Here is a 20,229-nt window from a genome sequence, read left to right as displayed (position 1 = left end):
GAATAGTAAAACTAGATAGCGGTGGGGCTTTAGTCAAAGAGCTTAGAGAGCTGCTCCATAGGCGTATTGGTACAGAAGACCACGACGCTGTCGTAGGGCTGTATCTCCATATCACCATCGATCAGCATCGGCACGCCATTGCGTACGAGACCACCGAGGGTGATACCCTTCGGGAGGTCCAGCTCTTTGACCGGACGCTCTGTAATGGTAGATCCACTCTTAGCCTGTAGCTCCGCCACATCGGTGTGAGCGATGGTGAGCGACTTGACAGTCTTCGTGTCGGAGCCGAGGAGTGCGTGAAAGATGTTGCCCGCAGCGATCACCTTCTTATTGATGATCGTGCCGATGTCGAGCTTCTCAGCCAGGGGGATGTAGTCGATGTTCTCCTCTTTTGCAATCGTCTTAGCCACCTGAAAGCGCTTAGCAGCGAGACAAGCGAGGATGTTTGTCTCCGAGTTCTCCGTTAGTGCCACAAAGATGCTCTCCTCGTCCAGTCCTATCTCGGAGATGAGGTTAAGGTCACGCCCATCGCCATCGTAGAGCTTGACATTAGAGGGGATCTCGTCTTCGATCTCCTTGATGCGCTCTAGATCACGCTCGATGAGGTAGAAGTCGATATTGCTCGGTGCTTTGGAGACGGTGCGAAGCGCGATGAGGCTCCCCCCGAGGATGACCACTCGCTTCACAGGACGCTGATCCTTGTCGCAGTACTGACGGACGAGGTCTATGTCCTTGTTGAGACAGGTGAAGAAGACAACGTCGCCATGCTCTATAATCGTCTGACCATCAGGTATGAGCGTCTCTTCGCCACGCTTGATAGAGACCACGTGAAAGGCTTTGTCGTCCAGCCCCTTCGTCCAGCTCAGCGGGCGCCCCACGAGGATGCTACCCTTACGCACCTTGACACCCACGAGGACGAAAGCCCCGTTGAGTAGCTCCACATAGACTCTCGCCCAGGGATGCTTGAAGCTGTTGGCTATCTCCTCAGCGGCCAGCTCCTCTGGGTAAATTAGCTGATCCACACCGAGACTCCCGAAGAAGCGACGATAGTGATCCGCCAGGTAGCGGTGATTATTGATACGAGCTATGGTTCGCTTGGCACCAAGTTGCGCCGCGAGCATACAGGCGAGTAGATTTTCCGCCTCGCCGGGCATCACGCTCACAAAGAGATCGCAGTCATGCACCTCCGTCAGCTGCAGATCCTCCAGCTTCGTCGGGTCGCCCACGATCGTGTAGGCGTCAAACTTGCGCTGTACACGACGCAGCAGCTCCTTGTCAGAGTCAATGAGTGTCGTGGACTGCTGCTCTTCGCCCGATAGCTTATAAGCAAGGTGAGTGCCCACCTCGCCAGCACCAGCAATAACTATTCGCATAGCTCAGCTTTGATTCTATTATATATTGTGTCGGCATCGATGCCGCAGTAGCGACGTTGCTCAGCGACAGTGCCTTGCTCGATAAACGTGTCGGGCAGACCAAAGTGTATCATCCGTCCTCGGAAGCCCTGACGCTGCGCCAGGGCAGCGATCCGCTCGCCTACCCCACCGATGAGCGTACCCTCCTCAAGCGTGGCAATGCAGTCGTAACGCTCTAGAGCAGTCGTGATCAGCTCTTCGTCTAGAGGCTTCGCAAAGATCAAGTCATAGTGCGCTACCTCGACACCCTCAGCGAGCAGACGCTCACGCACCTCCTCGGCGGTCACACCGATGGTGCCGATAGAGAGCAGAGCGATACGTCCGCCCTCGTGCAGTGCACGTCCCTTGCCTATCTGTAGAAGCTCCGCAGGACAGTTCCAGTCAACTAGCGACCCCTCACCACGCGGGTAGCGGATAGCCATAGGGCCCTCCTGCCCCTCGTAAGCGGTACGCATCAGATGACGCAGGTAGTGCTCATTCATCGGAGCTGCCACCGTCATATTCGGGATGGTACAGAGATAAGCTAGGTCGAAGGCTCCCTGATGGGTCGCTCCGTCCTGACCGACCAAGCCCGCACGGTCAATGCAAAGAACTACGTGGTAGCCAGGCAGGGCAACGTCGTGTATCAGCTGATCGTAAGCACGCTGTAGGAAGGAAGAGTAGATGACACAAAACGGGATCATCCCCTCACGCGCCATTCCTGCGCTAAAGGTGACCGCATGCGCCTCCGCAATGCCCACATCATAGCTTCGCTCAGGGAAAGCTTGCATCATCACATTCAGCGAACTGCCCGACGGCATCGCTGGCGTGATCCCAACGATCCGCTTGTCCTCGGCAGCCAGCTCGGTGACCGTCGTTCCAAAGACCTCTTGAAACTTCGGTGGATGCGCGCCTCGCTCGCTCTTGATGCGCTCTCCCGTCTTCACGTCAAAGCACCCAGGAGCGTGCCATACGGTCGCATTCTCCTCAGCCGGTTTATACCCTTTGCCCTTGATCGTCCTGAGGTGTAGGATCTTCGGTCCTCGCATCGGGAGAATACGTCGTAGCGTCTCCACGAGATGCTCTACGTCATGTCCATCGACGGGACCAAAGTAACGAATCCCTAGGCCGTCAAAGAAGGAGGAGTGATTTTGCGTCAAGAGAGACTTGACACTATTGTTGATCCGCTGGATGTTTTTCTTGCGACGATCGTTCATCAGATTCATCTGTCGCAAGCCTCGGTAGAGGTCGTAGCGGATCGTATTGTAGGCATGGCTGGTGTTGAGATCGACAAGATACTTGTTGAGCCCACCCACATTGGCATCGATCGACATGTTATTGTCATTGACCACCACAAGCAGATCGTTGGGATAAGAGCTCACATTGTTTAGCCCCTCGAAGGCTAGCCCGCCCGTCATCGACCCATCGCCGATGACAGCTACGACGTGACGCTCCTCCTGCTTGAGTTTAGCGGCGATCGCCATACCCAGCGCTGCGGAGATTGAGTTCGAGGCATGCCCCGCCGGGAATGTGTCGTACTCACTCTCGCTCGGTAGTGGAAAGCCCGAGAGCCCGCCCCACTGTCGTAGCGTCTCAAAGCGATCGCGTCGACCTGTCAAGATCTTGTGCCCATAAGCTTGATGCCCCACATCCCAGACGATACGATCGTAGGGGGTGCGACAGACGTAGTGTAGAGCCACCGTGAGCTCTACCGCACCTAGACTAGAGCCCAGGTGCCCCGGCACATGCGAGAGCACCTCTAGCTCATAGCGGCGCAACTCACGGCACAGCTCTGGGAGCTGCGAGAGAGGTAGCTGACGTAACTGATGAGGTGTATCGATCTGCGAGAGTATCGGGTAGTCGCTAGCATTCATGATGTCGTGTGTATCTATTCGAAGAGTAGCTCCTCCGCGTCGGCAATCGCTGACTTACGCAGCAAGCTCCCGCCAGGTGCCTACCCTTCTTATCTTATGCAAAGATACTAATATGCGACAACACCTCAAACGAGACCGCAGGGCTGACGCATTATAATTGCTCTTTCAGAAGCTACACATTAGCGACAAAGCGAGGAATAGATGAGCTCACTATATATAAAATGTGTCAGACCCGTCCTCTAATCTCTAGCCTCTAATCTCTATTTACATATCTTTACGGGGAAATTCGTCCGATTCCCTCCTTTCTCGAATATCCACGTGGAAAATCTCAAATCTCCACGTGGATATTTTTTATTTTCCACGTGGGCGTCATTCATTTCTTCCGAAGTTTCATTTCATTCCTCCGAGGAATTTTTTATTTCCTACCTGGGAAATAAAAATTCTCCACGTGGGAATTTCGAAATATCCACGTGGAAATCACTTTTCCCCGACAGAGCACCGTGTCGATATGTAGCCAGCTCTAAATTATTGTAATGTATCAACCCTCAAACGAGACCGTCCCCCACCCAAGTGCATAGCACTCAGATGGGGGACGGCTTTCTGTCTAGTTAAGAGTGTAGCGACCGAGTGTGACGGTCCCTAGCTAGAGGGAGCGGAGAGAGCACAGCTCTAAGGCTAGCATCTCCGTGTAGGTCTTAACCCTCGATAGCACCTGCAGGGCAAGCAGCAGCGCATGCGCCGCAATCGATGCAAGTATCAGCGTCGATAGAGTAGATATCGCCCTCAGAGATTGCGCCTACGGGGCACTCATCGATACAAGTGCCACAAGCTACACAGCTGTCAGTGATTACGTGTGCCATAATTCTATTGGTTTTTAAGTTGCGTATTAAGATTATCTATGATGTTACCACCGCCTTGGGACACCAAATAGGACGTCTCTCATGCTTTGGTAGTGCAAAGATACAACAAACTTCTGAGAATACCTACTTCTAGGTATTGGAATGGTGTTTTTTTCTTCATAAAGAGCGAAGGTGAATGGCAAACTTCCCCGCTGATACCTGCTTGTTGGGATGTCTCTCCAGGTTGTCCCCTACCCTTCGACCTCGCTACCGATCATCGTTGCCGAGGTAACACGCTCCACACGCACGGTCACTAGCTTGCCGATCTGGTTATGTCCCTTGGGGAAGACGATTACCTTGTTTTGTTGGGTACGCCCGAAGAAGTCATCGCGCGAGCGCTTGCTATAACCCTCGATGAGTACCTCAAAGCTCTTGCCCACATCACGCTCATTACTCTCGAGGCTCAGCTCGTTTTGCAGGGCAATCATACGATTGAGCCGCTCCACCTTGACCTCCTCGGGGACATCATCGACGAGATGACGCGAGGCGTAGGTGCCGGGACGCTCCGAGTACTTAAACATGAAGGCACTATCCAGCCGTGCCAGCCTCATCACCTCCAGCGTCTCCTGAAAGTCCTCCTCCGTCTCACCCGAGAAGCCACAGAAGACATCGGTACTCAGCCCGCAGTCGGGCATATAGTCGCGGATGCGCTCCACACGCTCTAGGTACCACTCACGCGTATAGCGACGACGCATGCGCTCTAGGATACGATTACTACCACTCTGCAGAGGGAAGTGGATATGACTACAGATATTATGGTAACGGCTCATCACCTCAAGCGTCTCGTCCTTCATATCCTTGGGGTGAGGCGAGGTAAAGCGAATGCGCATCGTCGGCACCGCCTCAGCGACCTCTCGTAGCAGATCGGCGAAAGTGTAGCCAGTGCCCGTCTCAGACTGCCAGCAGTAGGAGTTGACATTTTGCCCTAGGAGAGTCACCTCACGGTAGCCCTCTTGCGCCATACGCTGCACCTCTCGGATGATACTCTCGGGATCACGGCTACGCTCACGACCTCGTGTGTAGGGGACGATGCAGTAGGTGCAGAAGTTGTTACACCCACGCATGATCGAGACAAAGCCACTGATATGCAAGCCAGGGAGACGCACTGGGATCACATCGCTGTAGGTCTCACTCTTCGACAGCTCAATGCTAATAGCCGGCTCACCCGCCTCAGCCGCAGCAATCAGGTGCGGCAGATCGGTGTAAGCATCAGGACCTGCCACCAGATCCACGCCATGATCCTGTATGAGCGTCTCCTGCACACGCTCTGCCATACATCCCAGCACACCGACGATCTGCGGATGCCCCGAGCGTCTGCGCTGACCATTGAGATTGTCCAGACGACGTATGATACGCTGCTCCGCATTGTCGCGCACCGAGCAGGTATTGATGAGCACGGCGTCCGCCTCATCGATCTGATCGGTGAGCTGATAGCCCGCCAGTTGCATCTGCGCAGCTATGATCTCGCTGTCAGCCACATTCATCTGACAGCCATAGGTCTCGATATAGACCCGCTTGTTTTCTTGCTCTACTCTCTCGGTCATAACAGGCGCAAAGGTACGAAATTACCACGTAGAGCTGTGAGCCACTAGCGGAGGTAGTCCTCAGCTAGCGCAACCCAATAGGAGGCGCCGATCGGGAGCAGTTGCTTGTTGAAGATAAACTTAGGATTGTGTACCATCGGGGTCTCGCCATTACCTATCATTAGGTAGCAGCCCCGCTGCTTCTGCAGCATGAAGGCAAAGTCCTCGCTACTCATATAGCGTGCGCTGGGGTAGACGACCCGCTCCTCGCCAAAGGTCTTGCGCGCCACCTCGGCAGCATAGCGCGTCTCCTCCTCGCTATTGATCAGGACAGCTCCAGGCTGCCCCTCGGTGATCTCATAGGCACAGCCATAGCTCTCGGCTTGGTGCTGCGTGATCGTGCGGATGCGCTCCAGCACCTGGACGCGCGTCTCTGGCTCCATATTGCGGATAGAGAGTCTGAGGGTAGCGCTGTCGGGGATAGTATTCCCCGTATCCCCTGCGAGAAAAGCTCCGATAGTCACCACGCTGTGATGCCAAGGGGAAACGTTGCGTGAGACGATGCTCTGCAGAGCTAAGACGAGCGAGGCTCCTGCGACGACGGGGTCGATGCTAAGCTCAGGCATAGAGCCATGAGAGCCACGCCCCATGAGCTTGATCTCCCAGTTATCCACGGCAGACATCATCTCGCCTGAGCAGAAGTGTAGCGTGCCCAGAGGCAGTCCAGGCAGGTTGTGCATCGCATAGACAGCGTCCACGGGAAAGCGCTCGAAGAGCCCATCGGCGACCATTGCAGCACCTCCCTGCATCGTCTCCTCGCCAGGCTGGAAGATGAGCGTGAGCTTGCCATTGAAGTGACCACTCTCGGCCAATTGCTTGGCAGCTCCGAGGAGCATCGTCGTATGTCCATCGTGCCCGCAGAGGTGGGCATGCCCTGGGATGCGACTGCGGTAAGGCAGGTCGTTTTCCTCCTGTATAGCTAGTGCGTCAAACTCTGCGCGGATGCCTAGGGAGCGCGTTCCCTCACCACGCTGCATCGTAGCCACGATACCGAGCTTACCGATACCCTCCGTCACTTCGTAGCCAAAGTCGCGTAGCCTCTCGGCGATGATGCGGGAGGTGTCGTACTCTTGCATAGCTGTCTCAGGAGCTTGATGAAAGCTCTCGAACCACTGCTCCATATCTCGGCAGATGGCTTCACTTATCTTAGATTTCATAGTCGTGTGTGTCTATATATTAGTTGTGTCTATGCCTCAGCCTGCTTCTTCTGCTTGGGTATTGTCAGAGCTATGGAGAGGATAGCGAGGAGGAGCAGGGCAATGTTGAAGTACATGGTCACCATCGCTGCGTGACGGAAGTTGAGGTTGCCCTGCTGCCCCACGAAGTTGATCAGATTGCCTAGAAGTTCGATCGGCTCTCCCGACACTTGGATGCCATTGTAGATAGCCTGTGATATGGCCAGTCCGAAGGCTGCACCAAGGGACGAAGCCATCTTGTAGATGCCGGAGCCTTGTCCCGAGAGGTCTCGTGGTAGGCTCGAGAGTGCCGCATCGGTCGAGGGTGTCGCATAGAAGGCTAGCCCAGTACCAAAGAGGACGTAAGCCACACCCGTCAGGATCATATAGACGCCCGTCATGAGCTGCGTCTGCGACATCAGAATGACTGAGACGATGATCAGCATACAGCCCCAGATCATCGGCTTGCGAGGCCCAAAGCGCTGGAGGAGCTTCTCCCCCACACGGATAAAGAGCAGGATGGAGACCCCATAGCCGATGGTCAGGTAGCCCGCCGTGGCGGGATCGATGCGACCGCCCTGCTGTAGTACGCTGAGCGACACGACGAGTACGCCCGCAGTGGCATTGAGGATCAGGTTTGAGATGGTTGCTCCCGTGAAGGTCTTATTGCGAAAGAGGGCAAAGTTCATAAAGGCTCCCGCTTGTCCCTGCTCGACCTTGATAAAGATCACTATAGCAATGACCGAAATAGCTATACTGGATAGCGAGTAAAGACTGAGCCAGCCCCAGACGGGCGCATTGGCGATGAAAAGCTGTAGCGACAAGATACCCACAAAGAAGGTGACAAAGCCGAAGATGTCAAATCGCTTAGCTTGTTGCTGCTCGGCACGACTCTCGGGGAGCCCCTTGATGAGCAGCAGCCCTATTATCGCAAATAAGGCGCAAACGTAGAAGATAGCTCGCCACCCCAAAGTGCTGATCATAAAGCCTCCGAAGAGGGCTGCAAAGCTAGAGCCACCCCATGTACCCATACTCCAGAGACTGACTGCGCGCTGTCGCCCCTTGCCACTCCAGTAGACACCGAGGAGGGCTAGCGAAGCGGGCATGATGCAGGCTCCCGAGACGCCTTGCAAGGCTCTACCTACGATAAGGATTGGTGCTGTCAGGGCGCTCTGAGCGGGTGTCAGCGCAATGCACAAAGCCCCCAGGATAGCTGCGTAAAAGCCCCAGCGAATGAGCTTGACGCGTCCGAAGCGGTCGGCCAAGCCTCCGAAGACGACGATAAAGAGGCCGCTCACCAGCGAGGTGACAGACACCGCAAAGCTGAGCGTCGAGATAGAGAGTCCCAGCTCCTTATTCATATCCACATGGATATTGAGGAGCGTCATGGCAAAGAGCCAGAAAGAGAGCAAGCCAAAGATAAATCCGAAGAGGACTCGATCGTTGCCTTGGTAGGTTGTGGAGGAGGTCTGTTGCATAGTGTAGTGGGAGAAGCGTATTAGCTCGCTTCTCGATGGCTAAAGTACGCTTTTTCCTTGTTTTCTCCAATCATCGCTGCGTAGACAAATTCCGCCCAACGGGGGAGACGTGACTAGTTGCTGAGGCGCTCCCTCCGGATCCGCTTGTAGAGGACGACGTATAGAGCGATCGCTACACCCTCAGAGCCGATCGTCATAGCGATGATGATCGGCTGTTGCTCTAGGTCGTAGAGCCACCCCATGAGGAAGGAGCCGAAGAGTAACGACAGACCGTAGATCGTGTTAAAGATGCCGAACCCTATGCCACGCTTGCCGAATGGTGTGATGTCGGCAATGGCAGACCTCATGACCGTCTCGTGCGCGCCCAGCACGCCCCCCATCAGTGCCATGCCAGCCCAAAGCATCCCCACAGAGTGAGACAGGGTCAGCAGTGGCACAAAGGCTGTCAAGACTGGAACAATGAGCAGGATCAGCACGCCGCCCGTCTTGTGTCCCAGCTGGCGCTTCAGGCGATCGTACCCCTTTCCGATGAAGATCGCGACGAGGGCATCCACCGCCATAGCGACAGCGTAGAGGATCGGCACCATCCCATCAGAGACGATCTGCTGCGTCTTAAGATGATAGCCTATCAAGCTGAAGTTGATCAGTCCGAAGGCAACGAAAAAGGTAAATGCCGAGTAGATCCAAAAGATCGGTTGTAGGCGAGGAGGCTTCTGGGAGGTGTCTACCTGCGGGGTGAGTGCCTCTCGTACGAACTTACGATGCACCAAGACGAGGACCACCATCAAGATGATAAAGGGGATGACTAGTAGCTGGTAGCCTAACTGAAAGACCTCTAGGCCACTACTCCCCACGAAGTAGAAGAGTACCGTAAAGATCAAAGGTCCCAAGAATGCGCCCAACTGATCCAGGGCCTCCTGAATGCCGAAGGCGTATCCCAAGCCGATCTGATTCTCTGCGACGGCTGAGAGGATCGTGTCTTTAGCTGGGCTGCGTAAAGCTTTGCCTATTCGTTCGAGTAGGATAAAGGTGTAGAGCCACCCCCACGAGGTGGTCAAGCCCATCAACGGAATCACCAGATGCACCCCATAGCCCACAAAGAGGAAGAGCCAGTAGCGCTTGCTCTTGTCCAGCCAGGCACCTGAGAGCAGGCGCAGCGCATAGCCTAGGAATTCACCCAGCCCGAAGACTAGCCCCACCTGTGTCGCCGAGAGCCCTACCAAGCTGAGGTACTGCCCGTTGACACTGCGAGCGGACTCATGCACGAGATCTCCCAGCATGCTGATTACCCCAAAGAGGAGTACGATCGTCAGCGCAGGAGAGCTACCCCGCAAACCTATCTTTCTTCGTTGCTTAGTCACTGCTTATACTACTAGTGCTCAGTCTAGTAGTTGACCTGCTAGGCTGTCTGATTACATCGCGAGGTCAAAGTTACGACTATAATCCTATACCTTCCACCTTGACAGCACTATTTGTAGCACTCTCTGCTAGTCTCTCGACTTCGCTCTCGGCTTGTGATCGCAGGCAGAGCAACCGGCACAGCCTGAGGCTCCTCGCGGTCGGCGTATCAGTCGCCACACGCTACGGACGATGTAGAGTAGCGCGACAAGCAGTATGAGGAGTACGACGATGGCCTGTAGATCCATAGACTTTTCTAGCTCTATAACTGCTATCGGAGCGTAATGAAATCGATTGAGACTGGCACCTATTGAGGTCTCAGTCGGCTAGAACTGGACTTTACGGATATCCATAAATCCATTCTCTAGATAGACCTTGACCACCATAGAGCGCGGCAACTCACGTAGTGAGATCGCATGCTCGAGGGTCTGCGCATTGGCCTCTGAGGCATAGCGGTAGACTTGCTGCCCTGAGAGATCGTACACCTCGATGAGCGCAATAGGCTGATTGGCCTGGACTATACAGCTCTCCTCGACCGCGTGGATAGAGATCTCTGGCGTGACAACTGCATGAGCAGGCTCCTCTACAGCCGTGGGTACGCCATAGCGCTTGAGCTGCAAGCTGAAGCGAGGATCGGCGACGCCCAGCTCGTGCACGAAGCGGTACTGAGGCTGACGCAAGAGGTCTTGCTCGCGACCACTCTTGCGGTCGGTCAGTGTCATATACTCGTAGAGACTCCTATCCATGTCACTGAAGTCTAGCACCATCTCAGATGCGTAACTAGCGCGTACACCGACATCTAGTCGCCCGGTCTCTCTCTTGGGATAGAGGACCATCTCACCCTCACCGCAGTCTGCGTCGACAACGTACACAAGAGGAGACTCACTATACTCATTATTGCCTAGTGCTGGGACATTGTCGCCCTCGGCATCCCACATGACATAGGCTGAGGCTAGTGGCGCATCGCTACCATGTCCCATCTGGAGATGTATAGGCAGCGTGGTACTCTTGTGAGGCATCTCTGCACTCTGTACGGAGACTAGATCTCCACTAGTAAAACTCCATGAAGCGAGTAGTACGGACTTGTCTCCTGAAGTGGGGAAGCGTAGCTGTGACGAGCTACCAGACTTACTGCGTAGTAAGACGGCCTGCAGTGGAGCTATGATCTTACCGCGGGTCGAGGCGATAGAAGCCTCGAGGCTATAGACCCGCCACTGATTACCCTCAAATACGTAGTAGTAAGGATAGATGACATCCTTATTGAACTCCCAAAGCTTGTCAAAGTCTACTGGCGTCATAAAGGGATTACCTACCATAAAGTAGGATCCAGCAGCAACGCCACTGATTGGCAACGCATATCCCTGCATCGTCACGCCACCATCCGTAATCGTGGCGATCTGGCTGGATGTAGGCTTCGCCGCGTTGTAGCGCTCATATACGAAGCGGTAGGGATAGACTCCCTTGCCTCGATTGGCCTGCTCTGTATAAGCTAGTGGAGCAAGCGTCTCCTCATTGTAATATCGGAAGGTGCTAACCCCCGCAGCCTCATCGTAGCTGTGCAGCGGATAAGCTGCAGCACGACTAGCATCTGCAAAGAAGGGGATGCGTATGATACCCTCGATCTGATTCAGATACTTATGATCATCATAGCCCTTACGTCCAGACTCCCAGCCAGCCACCTTGAGTGCGAATCCGTGGTAATATGCTGTGGGAGCAAAGGTCTGCGTCATAGTATTAAAGGGCTGTGTAAAAGCTACGTCCGTAGCACTACTAGGACTCTGTGATGCAACAAAGTAACGCTGATAGGTCTTCGGGTAGCCTGCTAGAGAGAAGTCTCCTGAGACCATATTATTTAGCGGGGTAGCTATCATGTACCAGCGATCACGATCTAGGAGCTTACTATCGGCAGTCGTATGACCAGTTTGTTGATGCGCTACGACAGTGCCACCATTACTCATCTTACCAAAGTTGTAATCGACGAAAGCTCGCTCATAAGTAAGTAACTGAGGACTACCTAGCTGCGCTCCATAGTGGAAGTAGATATCACCACATACTGGATCACCAAAGACATCTCTATCAGTGCCCTGTGCTGATAGGTCGGGGTAACCCTTGTCTACCTGTGCTGGGATATGAACATCAGTACAGGAGGTGGGAACAGCCTGGATGACTGTGCCATCAGCTTGAGACCAGTTGTTAGGATTGTTCCAGTTCTGATCCTCAGCCTCTTGTCTCCACCACAGCTCGCGAGGAGAGACAGAGATCTCGGTGGTAAGAGTGATTTTAGTCTCAGCCCCATCACACTTGACCGCTGATACCGAGACTGTATACGTACCAGTATGCCCTAGCTCAGCTTGATCTATGACGAGCTTACGGCCAGTCCTCTGCTCACCATTAGGCAAGGTCCACGTGTAAACTTTATCGCCTAAGTTGATGACCTCTAACTGTATCCGATCGCCAACGCAGAACTTACGCTGCTGCTCTTTAGAGCGTATGGCTGATGGCGATGCCAGAGAGTATATGGCGATAACCTCTTCTGAGGTGTTGTCACACTGCTGATCGGTAATCTTAATGCGGTAACTTGATGGGACAGGATTCTCGGCAGTACCTTTGAGCTCTTGAGTGATTCCCGCAGTCTTATCCACGTTAGTATAGCTATACTTCAGCTCTCCGGTCTCAGTATCGTAGATCTCGATGGTCGCATTTCCTACGCAGTTTACTGGGACGATATGCAACAAGCCCGAAGTGCCAGACGGACAGCTATAACCAATATAAGAGTCTCGATCAAAAGTCAGAGGAGGATTTTCTAGCGACAGCTGTGTCGCTGGTAGACAAGGTGCTGAAGAATACTTTTCATAGTACAATTTGATATCTACACTTCCATCCGTAGCAGGGAAGTCTATATAGATCGACTTCGAATCAGCTATATTACTATAGGAAGAGGTAAATGTCTTGTAGTTACGCCACTCAGCATAATCATCTGAAATATTGGATCTAATATCACTATATGAAACGCCCTTTGGGAGTTTTGTTATCTTAAAGTAAGGTTGCGCAGAAACTCCATCGCAAGTAAGTATCCCCTCCGATCCACCTGCAAATGGATAGATACGTACACGACCACACTCCTCTTTGACAGTGCGAGGGGCAAAGCGACTTATATCTCCAGCATAGCGTGGTACTTTATTCGAACCTATAGTCAGTCTAACATCGTACTTAGTACCACAAGGATCCGTAAGCTCAAAGCGGTACTCACCTACGGGTAGATAGTAGTAGATACCACTATTTATTTTCGCTTTGGGTGAGAATGGATAAACATAACTACTCGTCATGTTTTTAGGTATTGTGTACTCCTCCCCGACGGCTAAGGCTCCCTCTTCTGGTGTAAAATCTGCTGGTGCCGACACGAACCGTATTTTATATCCAGCAAGCGAAGTAGTAGAAGGGAGTCTCCTTATGAGGGATGCATACTTTTTTATACCCATACAATGATCGTCACTAGTAGAGATGGAAAATCCATACCGCCATGTTATGGCCTCTATTGTTTCGGTTTTGGTCTGTCCATTGCCAGCGATCGTAGTCAATGTATAGTTCTCGCTATACTTTAGCGGTTTAGGAAAATCGGTATAGGAAGAAACATCTTCGGTCAGCGTGAGCTCCTGCTTATCATTAGGATTTGTCTTAGAGACTACACGAACGGTGATGGGGAGACATGAGAGTCTATCATGATCCCCACGAGGTTTTACTTGAAGTACATAAGTAGGACTACAAGGATCTGAAACTCTTTCATAATCAACGTCAACATCATACCATCTATAATTCTCCGCAGAATAACCTCTGGGCAACTCCTCTGAAGAACCCTTGACACGGATGAATGCTAGAGGATGATATAAACTAGATTGTTGACCCATCATCTTATAGGTCACTCCATCGGGAAGCTTATAGTAAATAGCATTTTCGTCAGAGCCATAATTAGTGGCACCAAAAGGTGCTGTCTTTTGGAACTCATGATACACTCTCGGCTTACTAGCTTTCCAATCAGACCAAGTCTGCCAAGCATATTCATAGTAACGTGCCAAGGTATCTTTATGATCAAAATAAGGCCTTAAGTCAGGCTCATTCGTATCACTCTCCGTACTCTCATAGTTAAGTCTCAACCATCCGCACTGACGCATACGCATATCGGATGTCATAGTGAGCCATTTCCTAAATGGCATATTATAATAACTTATGTTGGCGTTGGGCAGATCTCTACGAACGTTCGTCATCTCAAATGTCTGAACAGGAGCGACTCCACAAGCATCAGTGACCTTGAGGCGATACTGCCCTGAGGGCACCTCGTAGAAGAAGAGCTCCTTACCCTTCTCCAAGGAGAACTCCTTCTTTCCCTTATAAGCTGTCGGTGCCGCTTCGATCGTGAGCGTATAGGGGCCATTGCCATCCAGCACCGTGACGGAGAGGATGCCGGTAGGAACGGGCGTACTACTACCATTGGGGCGATAGTTGTTAAGAGACTTACGCACCTCACGAACCTTGATGGTTGGATTCTTGTAAGTGGAGGTGACTGTAGTCTTTTTAGATGGCAAATCTATCTTAAGGCCTGTCTCCTGTACCTCGATCCGTACGAGAGCCGTATAGGTGCCTGGATAGAGGTTCGTGATGACATTGTTTGCAACATAGCCTTGAGGTGTCGTAACCGAGGTTCCCTTAGAATTGAGGAGATCGTAGTAAGCTTTGTAAGTATAGTTGGTAGGAGCCCCAGGGACTTTGCTTACTTTTATCTCGACCTGACCATTTTGTACGCAGGTAGACGGAGTCGAGACCACCGTAACGGAAAAGTCGGAGGCACTCTGCGCAAAGATGGAGAGCGTACCCAAGAGGAGCATCAGCCAGACTAGACTAAAGCGTCTAGCTACGGCACTGAGCGTAATATGTGGTGAAGGGGTATTCATAATCATAGTACAAGCGAACATAGGTGTTAGAGATATGGGCGACTTAGAACTGCTTGCCCATTATATTGACCTGAATCTGGTAGAAGCGATTGCGGTAGACGTTCCAGTCGGGTCGATCAGTCAACCCAGCCAGCACCGTCTCGTAGTCGGTAGAAGCAGGTGTGCCGTTTTGAATGGGGTAGATCTTGCTCAGCTTATCGTCGGAGCCTGCCACCTGATAGGTGATCTTGATGGCGGGTCTCTGCGCCTCTGCGAGTTGTGAAGAGGCTAGATACTCGGGTAGATAGAGCGTGATCTTGTAGTCGCCCATATAGATACCTCCGATAGAGGGGCCTGTCATAGTAGGTGGAACGATATAATCTGGATTGGGATCTCCATTAAAGCTAAACTGATAAGGAGGCTGTGTACCCACCGTCGCTATATCAGTCAGCCGATTGCTCGGGAAGAGCGTGTAGCTCTTCGGCATATTGAGGATCTCGATGAGGAGCTTCGAACTTTCTTTGTAGCCGTATGGAAGTACCCAAGAGTAGTTGTACTGAGGGTTGCTGGCTGTGGAGCCTGGCTTAGTGCGGATAGCTACGATCCCCTTGAGTGTTAGCTCCACTTTGGCTAGGGAGCGCATCAGCTCGGCAGGAGCTCTATTTGTGGCGGTAAGATTGGGGCGCTGGACTTCATTGAACTTAGTCAGGTCAACAATATAGGGAGAGCTCTGAGTGCCCGCTCCTTGCAGAGACTCCGAGATGAGCACCCCTTTATACAGTGCCGTCATCATAATCGAAGTGCCGACACCGGTCAACTCCTTTTCGGAGACAATGTTGGGAGCTTTTACCGTCTTCATCTCTTCGAGCTGACTCCGCAGTATCACCTCCTGATTGTCGAGAAATGCCAGGTCAGAGCCTTTCTGTCCTGAAGCAGACTCATTGGCGATGAAGTAGAAGTCATACTTCTGTAGCTTGCTAAGCTTGAAGATAATGCGCTTATTTTCTCGTTGCTGGTTGGTCGCTAGGAGATTGATAACCGAGGCATTCTCACCCTCAGGGAAGACGATCATACGGAGCTCCTGGAGCTTGTTGTCTAGCTCCTCCATCGAGTTTCCTCTGAGACCGTTGGAGTGCAGGGCATGAAGTAAGTCAAACTGAATCGATACATAACCTGTCTCATCCTCTCCCTCAAGACTGTTGTAGTCCCGCACGCAACTGGTGCTGGTGAGGAGTGCCCCCAAGATGAGGAGGAGCGTATATATGTTGGTATGTCGTAGTCTATTCATAGTGATGTGACAGCGTTGATTAGGGGGAAATGCTTAAAGTTCTATCTCGTAGGAGTGTACCCTCCAGCCATCGACAAAGATATCGACAGCGTAGTGCGTGTTGTCGGGAAGCGTCTTGAGACGTATCTCTACGCCGTACTCAAACTGGCACTCGGGGCGGTAGTCAGGCTTCTTAGCGAGCAGCTTCTTGAGATCATAGGTAAAGATCTTAGCACCCGTATCGGAGCGCACGAGGCTCAGCTGAGGAAGGGTCTTAGGATCATCTAGTCGTAGCGTGCTCAGACGCGTGCTGCGCGTCGTACCCTCGTTGGGTAGTGGCGCCTGGTAGATGACATGCTTCGTAGGATTGGTCAGCTGACCCATGAAGTCGTAAGCAGCGTTGTTATCCTCGATCTCTATATGGAGCGGATAGATGATCTTGCTGGGTAGCTCGGTAAGGCTTATGTCAAAGTCGTTGCTGTAGCGCGTGAGGTTTGGCGCGACAGGCACTCTGATACTTGAGCCCTCTGGTGAAGCGGGGCAAACGAAGGTGTCTGTGGCAAAGTAGAGTGGCTCGGGCAGTAGACCCTCGTGTCTATCTTGCTCAGTGAGCTGGAGTGCTAGGCGGCAGTCGGGATGCTTATTGCCTGAGGCTGGAGCCAGGTCACTCATGGTGTAGTGCTGGGGGGTAGCTCCCACCCAGATGGTGTAGCGATAGGTCTCACTGTCCTTGTTCGATACGGGGACCTCTATCCTAGAGGCTGCAGTCAGATCGACAGACTCTAGATGCTTATAAGCGACGATCTCTCCTGATGAGGGGTCACTGATGAGTAAGTGTAGATCTGCAGCCTTGCCTATGTAAGCCGAGTCAGACATACAGGGCGTCTGCATATAGGGTGTGAAGACCAGTATCGTAGGGCACTCGCCTCGATCATATACAAACTTATCACAGCTGACGAGTGATAAGAGGAGGAGGGGCAGCAGGAGTATACTATATATAGTGTGTCGCTTCATGAGTTGTAGCTGAGATTGAGAGATCAGGGATGTCGGTTTAGAGGAAAAGAGTAGATCGCAAGGCTAAGATGCCATTGGGGAGTATCCGTGCAAAGTTAGCTATAATGTAGCGAGTTCTTCCTTAAAAGACTTGACATAATCGGTATTTCTTTTGACATAATCGGTATTCCCTCACGGGAATAGCGATTAGAGAGCAGAGCTATCGGAGTGACCGAAGTCGAACCCCGAAAGCAACACAGCGATTCGCCTTTATGCAACAGCCTCAATAGGACTCCGAAGGAAGAGTTGCGAGATGCTGTGCAGACTTAAGCGCAGCAGTCTCTCTTGGAAGACTTCTTCGGCGTAGCGGGCTTGCTATGGTGGCAGGCAGAGCATCCGGCGCAGCCTGCGGCTCCTCGCGGTCGGCGTATCAGTCGCCACACGCTACGAATGATGTAGAGCAGCGTGACAGCGATGATGAGTAGTACGATGACTGTCTGCAGATCCATAGCGACACCTATTATATAATGAGTAGCCCTATCAGTCGTGCCAGATAAGCAACGATCCAGGCCAGCACGCAGGTGTAGACGACCACAAAGAGTCCCCACCAGGCACTGTTGAGCTCCTTTGAGACAGCGACCACAGTGGCAACACAAGGCATGTAGATGAGCACGAAGATGAGGAAGCAGATCGCTATCAGCGGTGTGTAGAGTGGCTCTCCCGTGACGGGATCTTTCTCTTGGCGCATCTGTCGGGAGAGTGCTGAGCTACCCACGGCAAAGTCTTCGCTATCCTCGTCTACCGTCTCATTGCCCGTGTAGATGACGCTGAGGGAACTGACGACCACCTCTTTGGCCGGTAGACCAGCCACAAGCGCCACGCTGAGCTTCCAGTCGAAGCCGAGTGGTGCTAGGACCGGCTGCACCGTCTGCCCGATGCGTGCTAGGTAAGAGCCCTCTTGCTGCTCCATGTACGCTTGACGCTCTATCTCGGCGACCTGCTCACTGCGCTCACTCTCAGAGAGCGTGCTCTGCTGCTGCACCTGAGCTATCTGCTCATCAGCCCGAGACATCACCTCCTCACGAGGATAGTAGCCCAGTGCCCAGATGACAATCGACGCCACGAGGATCACTGATCCCATCTTGTGGAGGTACTCACGCGCTTTGTCCCACATGTGTATGCCCACGGCACGCGCCATCGGGATACGATACGGAGGTAGCTCCATGACGAAGGGGAGATCCTCCGACTTGAAGAGTACCCGGCGGAAAAGCTTCGCCAGTAGGAAGGCCAGTAGCACACCCAGTGCGTACAGCCCGAAGAGTACCAGCCCAGCACTCTGTGGGAAGAAGGTCCCCGCAATGAGGATGTAAACTGGTAGTCTAGCGCTACAGCTCATCAGCGAGGTGACTAGCACCGTGATGATGCGGCTCTGCCGGCTCTCGATCGTGCGGGATGCCATCACGGCAGGGACGTTGCACCCGAAGCCCATGATGAGTGGGATGAAGGACTTGCCGTGCAGTCCCATGTGGTGCATTAGTTTATCCATCAGGAAGGTGGCTCGAGCCATATAGCCCGTGTCCTCCATGATAGATATAAAGAGGTAGAGGATGAGGATGTTTGGTAGGAAGACGAGCACACCGCCCACGCCGCCTATGACGCCCGTCACCAGGAGGTCACGTAGAGGCCCTGGCGACATCAACCCGTGGATCCAAGCGCCAAAAGCATCTACGCCCGCCTCGATCCAGTCCATCGGGAAGGCTCCCAAGGCAAAAGTCGCCTCAAACATGATAAAGAGGAAGACGAGAAAGATCGGATAGCCCCAGATGGGGTGTATGAGGAGGTTGTCTATACGATCCGTCATGGTGCGTATGCGCCGCTTGTTCGGACGGTAGGTCTCTCTGAGCGCGCCTGCTATGAAGCCGTACCGCTGATTGATGATATAGTTCTCCAGATCCTCCTCGCTGAAGTGGTTCTTGCGCAGTCTGTCCTCCTCATAGGCTGTGGCGGTGAGGAGGTACTCACCCTTTGCTTGCTGCTTGATAAAGCTCTGCGTGTGCGGGTCGTCCTCGAGGAGCTTGACCGCTAAGTAGCGCGGAGACAGGTGGTCGGGGAAGGTCGCATGCTCGGTGAGCTTCGTCTGCAGGGTTGCTATGCTCTGCTCGAGGTCTGTCCCGTAGTTGATCTGCAGGAAGCGCCGATCGGCATAGAGATCTTCATCAACGAGCTGACGCACCTTATCAAAAAGCTCAAAAACACCCACACCCTTGCGGCAGATGGTCGGTACCATCGGGGTACCTAGAAGGTGGGAGAGTTGCTGTATGTCGAGCTGATTCTTCTTCTGCTCGAACTCGTCCCACATGTTGAGCGCCGTAACCATTGGGATGCCCATCTCGCGTACCTGCACAGCTAGGTATAGCTGACGCTCTAGGTTGGTCGCGTCGAGCACATCGATGACCACATCGGGACGTGTCTCCTCGTTGGTCAAATAGTCACGTATGTAAAGCTCTTCTGGCGAATAGGGCGATAGCGAATAGGTGCCGGGGAGATCTATCAGTTCGTAGCGAACGCCTTGATAGTCGAAGTGTGCCTCCTTTGCCTCGACGGTCACCCCGCTGTAGTTGCCGACGCGCTCATGCGCCCCACTGGCATGGTTAAAGAGGGTCGTCTTGCCACTATTCGGGTTGCCTATGAGGGCGACACGTATCGAGCGAGAGATGGCGACACGATCGGAGGCTGCACTCTCTGTAAGTGATGACCCCGCACCTCTATGTACGAACGCATGTGCCAGCGGCGGCAGCTCCTCCACAGGGGACGACTGGTCGATGAGCTCTACCGTGATGAGTCCCGCCTCTTTGCGACGCAGCGAGACGTTGTAGTCCATCAGTCGATAGTAGATAGGATCCCTCAGCGGAGCCGCTTGGATCACCTCCACGACCTGCCCCTGCACGAAGCCCATCTCTAGGATACGCTTGCGAAAGGCTCCATGCCCACCGACCGATAGGATACGAGCCCGGTCGCCATTATGTAACTCCGACAATTTCATGTGCCACAAAGTTAGCAAAAGCTGACCGAGTGCTCAGATCTAGATACTACCTAATAGTAGGTACTTTCTTTTTCTGAGGGGCTCATTATATATAAAATGTGTCAGCCCATGGATTGGCTGTTAGCTGTTAGCTATTGGCTGTTAGCTATCGGAACCATCGGAGCTATCAGAGTGATCGGATCTCTAATCTCTAACTTCTAATC

Annotated in this window: 13 protein-coding genes; all 13 read right to left on the bottom strand. The window is 52.9% G+C overall.

Annotated elements, in window-relative coordinates; translation table 11 throughout:
* Positions 1 to 29: 29 nt before the first annotated feature.
* Positions 30 to 1,373 (bottom strand): Trk system potassium transporter TrkA, encoded by a 1,344-nt coding sequence (gene trkA / locus RDM37_RS04530; RefSeq protein ID WP_308555394.1) that lies wholly within the window; start codon positions 1,371 to 1,373, stop codon positions 30 to 32.
* Positions 1,364 to 3,265, bottom strand: coding sequence for a 1-deoxy-D-xylulose-5-phosphate synthase (dxs, locus tag RDM37_RS04525; protein WP_308555392.1), 1,902 nt, complete (start codon positions 3,263 to 3,265; stop codon positions 1,364 to 1,366). The genes trkA and dxs overlap by 10 nt, the downstream gene beginning before the upstream one ends.
* A gap of 695 nt (positions 3,266 to 3,960) precedes the next feature.
* On the bottom strand, positions 3,961 to 4,125 hold the full coding sequence (locus tag RDM37_RS04520) for a DUF362 domain-containing protein (protein WP_004331495.1): 165 nt from the start codon (positions 4,123 to 4,125) through the stop codon (positions 3,961 to 3,963).
* Positions 4,126 to 4,355: 230 nt separating this feature from the next.
* Entirely contained in the window at positions 4,356 to 5,708 is a 1,353-nt protein-coding gene (gene miaB / locus RDM37_RS04515) for a tRNA (N6-isopentenyl adenosine(37)-C2)-methylthiotransferase MiaB (RefSeq protein ID WP_308555390.1), read from the bottom strand.
* Positions 5,709 to 5,752: 44 nt separating this feature from the next.
* Positions 5,753 to 6,904 carry a M20 aminoacylase family protein gene (locus RDM37_RS04510; protein ID WP_308555388.1) on the bottom strand — a complete coding sequence of 384 codons (1,152 nt, stop codon included), beginning with the start codon at positions 6,902 to 6,904 and terminating at the stop codon, positions 5,753 to 5,755.
* Between the two features lie 29 nt (positions 6,905 to 6,933).
* Positions 6,934 to 8,400: an MFS transporter gene (locus RDM37_RS04505; protein ID WP_308555385.1), complete on the bottom strand. Its 1,467-nt coding sequence runs from the start codon at positions 8,398 to 8,400 to the stop codon at positions 6,934 to 6,936.
* 113 nt (positions 8,401 to 8,513) lie between these two features.
* On the bottom strand, positions 8,514 to 9,761 hold the full coding sequence (locus RDM37_RS04500) for an MFS transporter (RefSeq protein WP_308555383.1): 1,248 nt from the start codon (positions 9,759 to 9,761) through the stop codon (positions 8,514 to 8,516).
* A gap of 126 nt (positions 9,762 to 9,887) precedes the next feature.
* A complete protein-coding gene (locus tag RDM37_RS04495) occupies positions 9,888 to 10,046 on the bottom strand; it encodes a FeoB-associated Cys-rich membrane protein (RefSeq protein WP_308555381.1) in 159 nt (52 codons plus the stop codon).
* 78 nt (positions 10,047 to 10,124) lie between these two features.
* Positions 10,125 to 14,744: a hypothetical protein gene (locus RDM37_RS04490; protein ID WP_308555379.1), complete on the bottom strand. Its 4,620-nt coding sequence runs from the start codon at positions 14,742 to 14,744 to the stop codon at positions 10,125 to 10,127.
* Between the two features lie 43 nt (positions 14,745 to 14,787).
* Entirely contained in the window at positions 14,788 to 16,011 is a 1,224-nt protein-coding gene (locus RDM37_RS04485) for a hypothetical protein (RefSeq protein WP_308555377.1), read from the bottom strand.
* Positions 16,012 to 16,044: 33 nt separating this feature from the next.
* Positions 16,045 to 17,004, bottom strand: a complete 960-nt coding sequence (locus RDM37_RS04480) for a FimB/Mfa2 family fimbrial subunit (protein ID WP_308555375.1) — start codon at positions 17,002 to 17,004, stop codon at positions 16,045 to 16,047.
* A gap of 305 nt (positions 17,005 to 17,309) precedes the next feature.
* Complete coding sequence (locus RDM37_RS04475) at positions 17,310 to 17,492, bottom strand: FeoB-associated Cys-rich membrane protein (protein ID WP_308555373.1); 183 nt, start codon at positions 17,490 to 17,492, stop codon at positions 17,310 to 17,312.
* A gap of 11 nt (positions 17,493 to 17,503) precedes the next feature.
* Positions 17,504 to 20,026, bottom strand: a complete 2,523-nt coding sequence (gene feoB / locus RDM37_RS04470; protein WP_308555429.1) for a ferrous iron transport protein B — start codon at positions 20,024 to 20,026, stop codon at positions 17,504 to 17,506.
* Positions 20,027 to 20,229: the final 203 nt, after the last annotated feature.

Origin of the sequence: uncultured Porphyromonas sp. (assembly GCF_902489635.1) — a bacterium.
GTDB lineage: Bacteria > Bacteroidota > Bacteroidia > Bacteroidales > Porphyromonadaceae > Porphyromonas.
This window is presented reverse-complemented; position numbering and strand designations above follow the sequence as displayed.

What these genes read in the sequence shown, in the direction of transcription:
- trkA (WP_308555394.1), bottom strand. Translation starts at nt 1,373, where the DNA reads ATGCGAATAGTTATTGCTGGTGCTGGCGAGGTGGGCACTCACCTTGCT.
- dxs (WP_308555392.1), bottom strand. Translation starts at nt 3,265, where the DNA reads ATGAATGCTAGCGACTACCCGATACTCTCGCAGATCGATACACCTCAT.
- RDM37_RS04520 (WP_004331495.1), bottom strand. Translation starts at nt 4,125, where the DNA reads ATGGCACACGTAATCACTGACAGCTGTGTAGCTTGTGGCACTTGTATC.
- miaB (WP_308555390.1), bottom strand. Translation starts at nt 5,708, where the DNA reads ATGACCGAGAGAGTAGAGCAAGAAAACAAGCGGGTCTATATCGAGACC.
- RDM37_RS04510 (WP_308555388.1), bottom strand. Translation starts at nt 6,904, where the DNA reads ATGAAATCTAAGATAAGTGAAGCCATCTGCCGAGATATGGAGCAGTGG.
- RDM37_RS04505 (WP_308555385.1), bottom strand. Translation starts at nt 8,400, where the DNA reads ATGCAACAGACCTCCTCCACAACCTACCAAGGCAACGATCGAGTCCTC.
- RDM37_RS04495 (WP_308555381.1), bottom strand. Translation starts at nt 10,046, where the DNA reads ATGGATCTACAGGCCATCGTCGTACTCCTCATACTGCTTGTCGCGCTA.
- RDM37_RS04490 (WP_308555379.1), bottom strand. Translation starts at nt 14,744, where the DNA reads ATGAATACCCCTTCACCACATATTACGCTCAGTGCCGTAGCTAGACGC.
- RDM37_RS04485 (WP_308555377.1), bottom strand. Translation starts at nt 16,011, where the DNA reads ATGAATAGACTACGACATACCAACATATATACGCTCCTCCTCATCTTG.
- RDM37_RS04480 (WP_308555375.1), bottom strand. Translation starts at nt 17,004, where the DNA reads ATGAAGCGACACACTATATATAGTATACTCCTGCTGCCCCTCCTCCTC.
- RDM37_RS04475 (WP_308555373.1), bottom strand. Translation starts at nt 17,492, where the DNA reads ATGGATCTGCAGACAGTCATCGTACTACTCATCATCGCTGTCACGCTG.
- feoB (WP_308555429.1), bottom strand. Translation starts at nt 20,026, where the DNA reads ATGAAATTGTCGGAGTTACATAATGGCGACCGGGCTCGTATCCTATCG.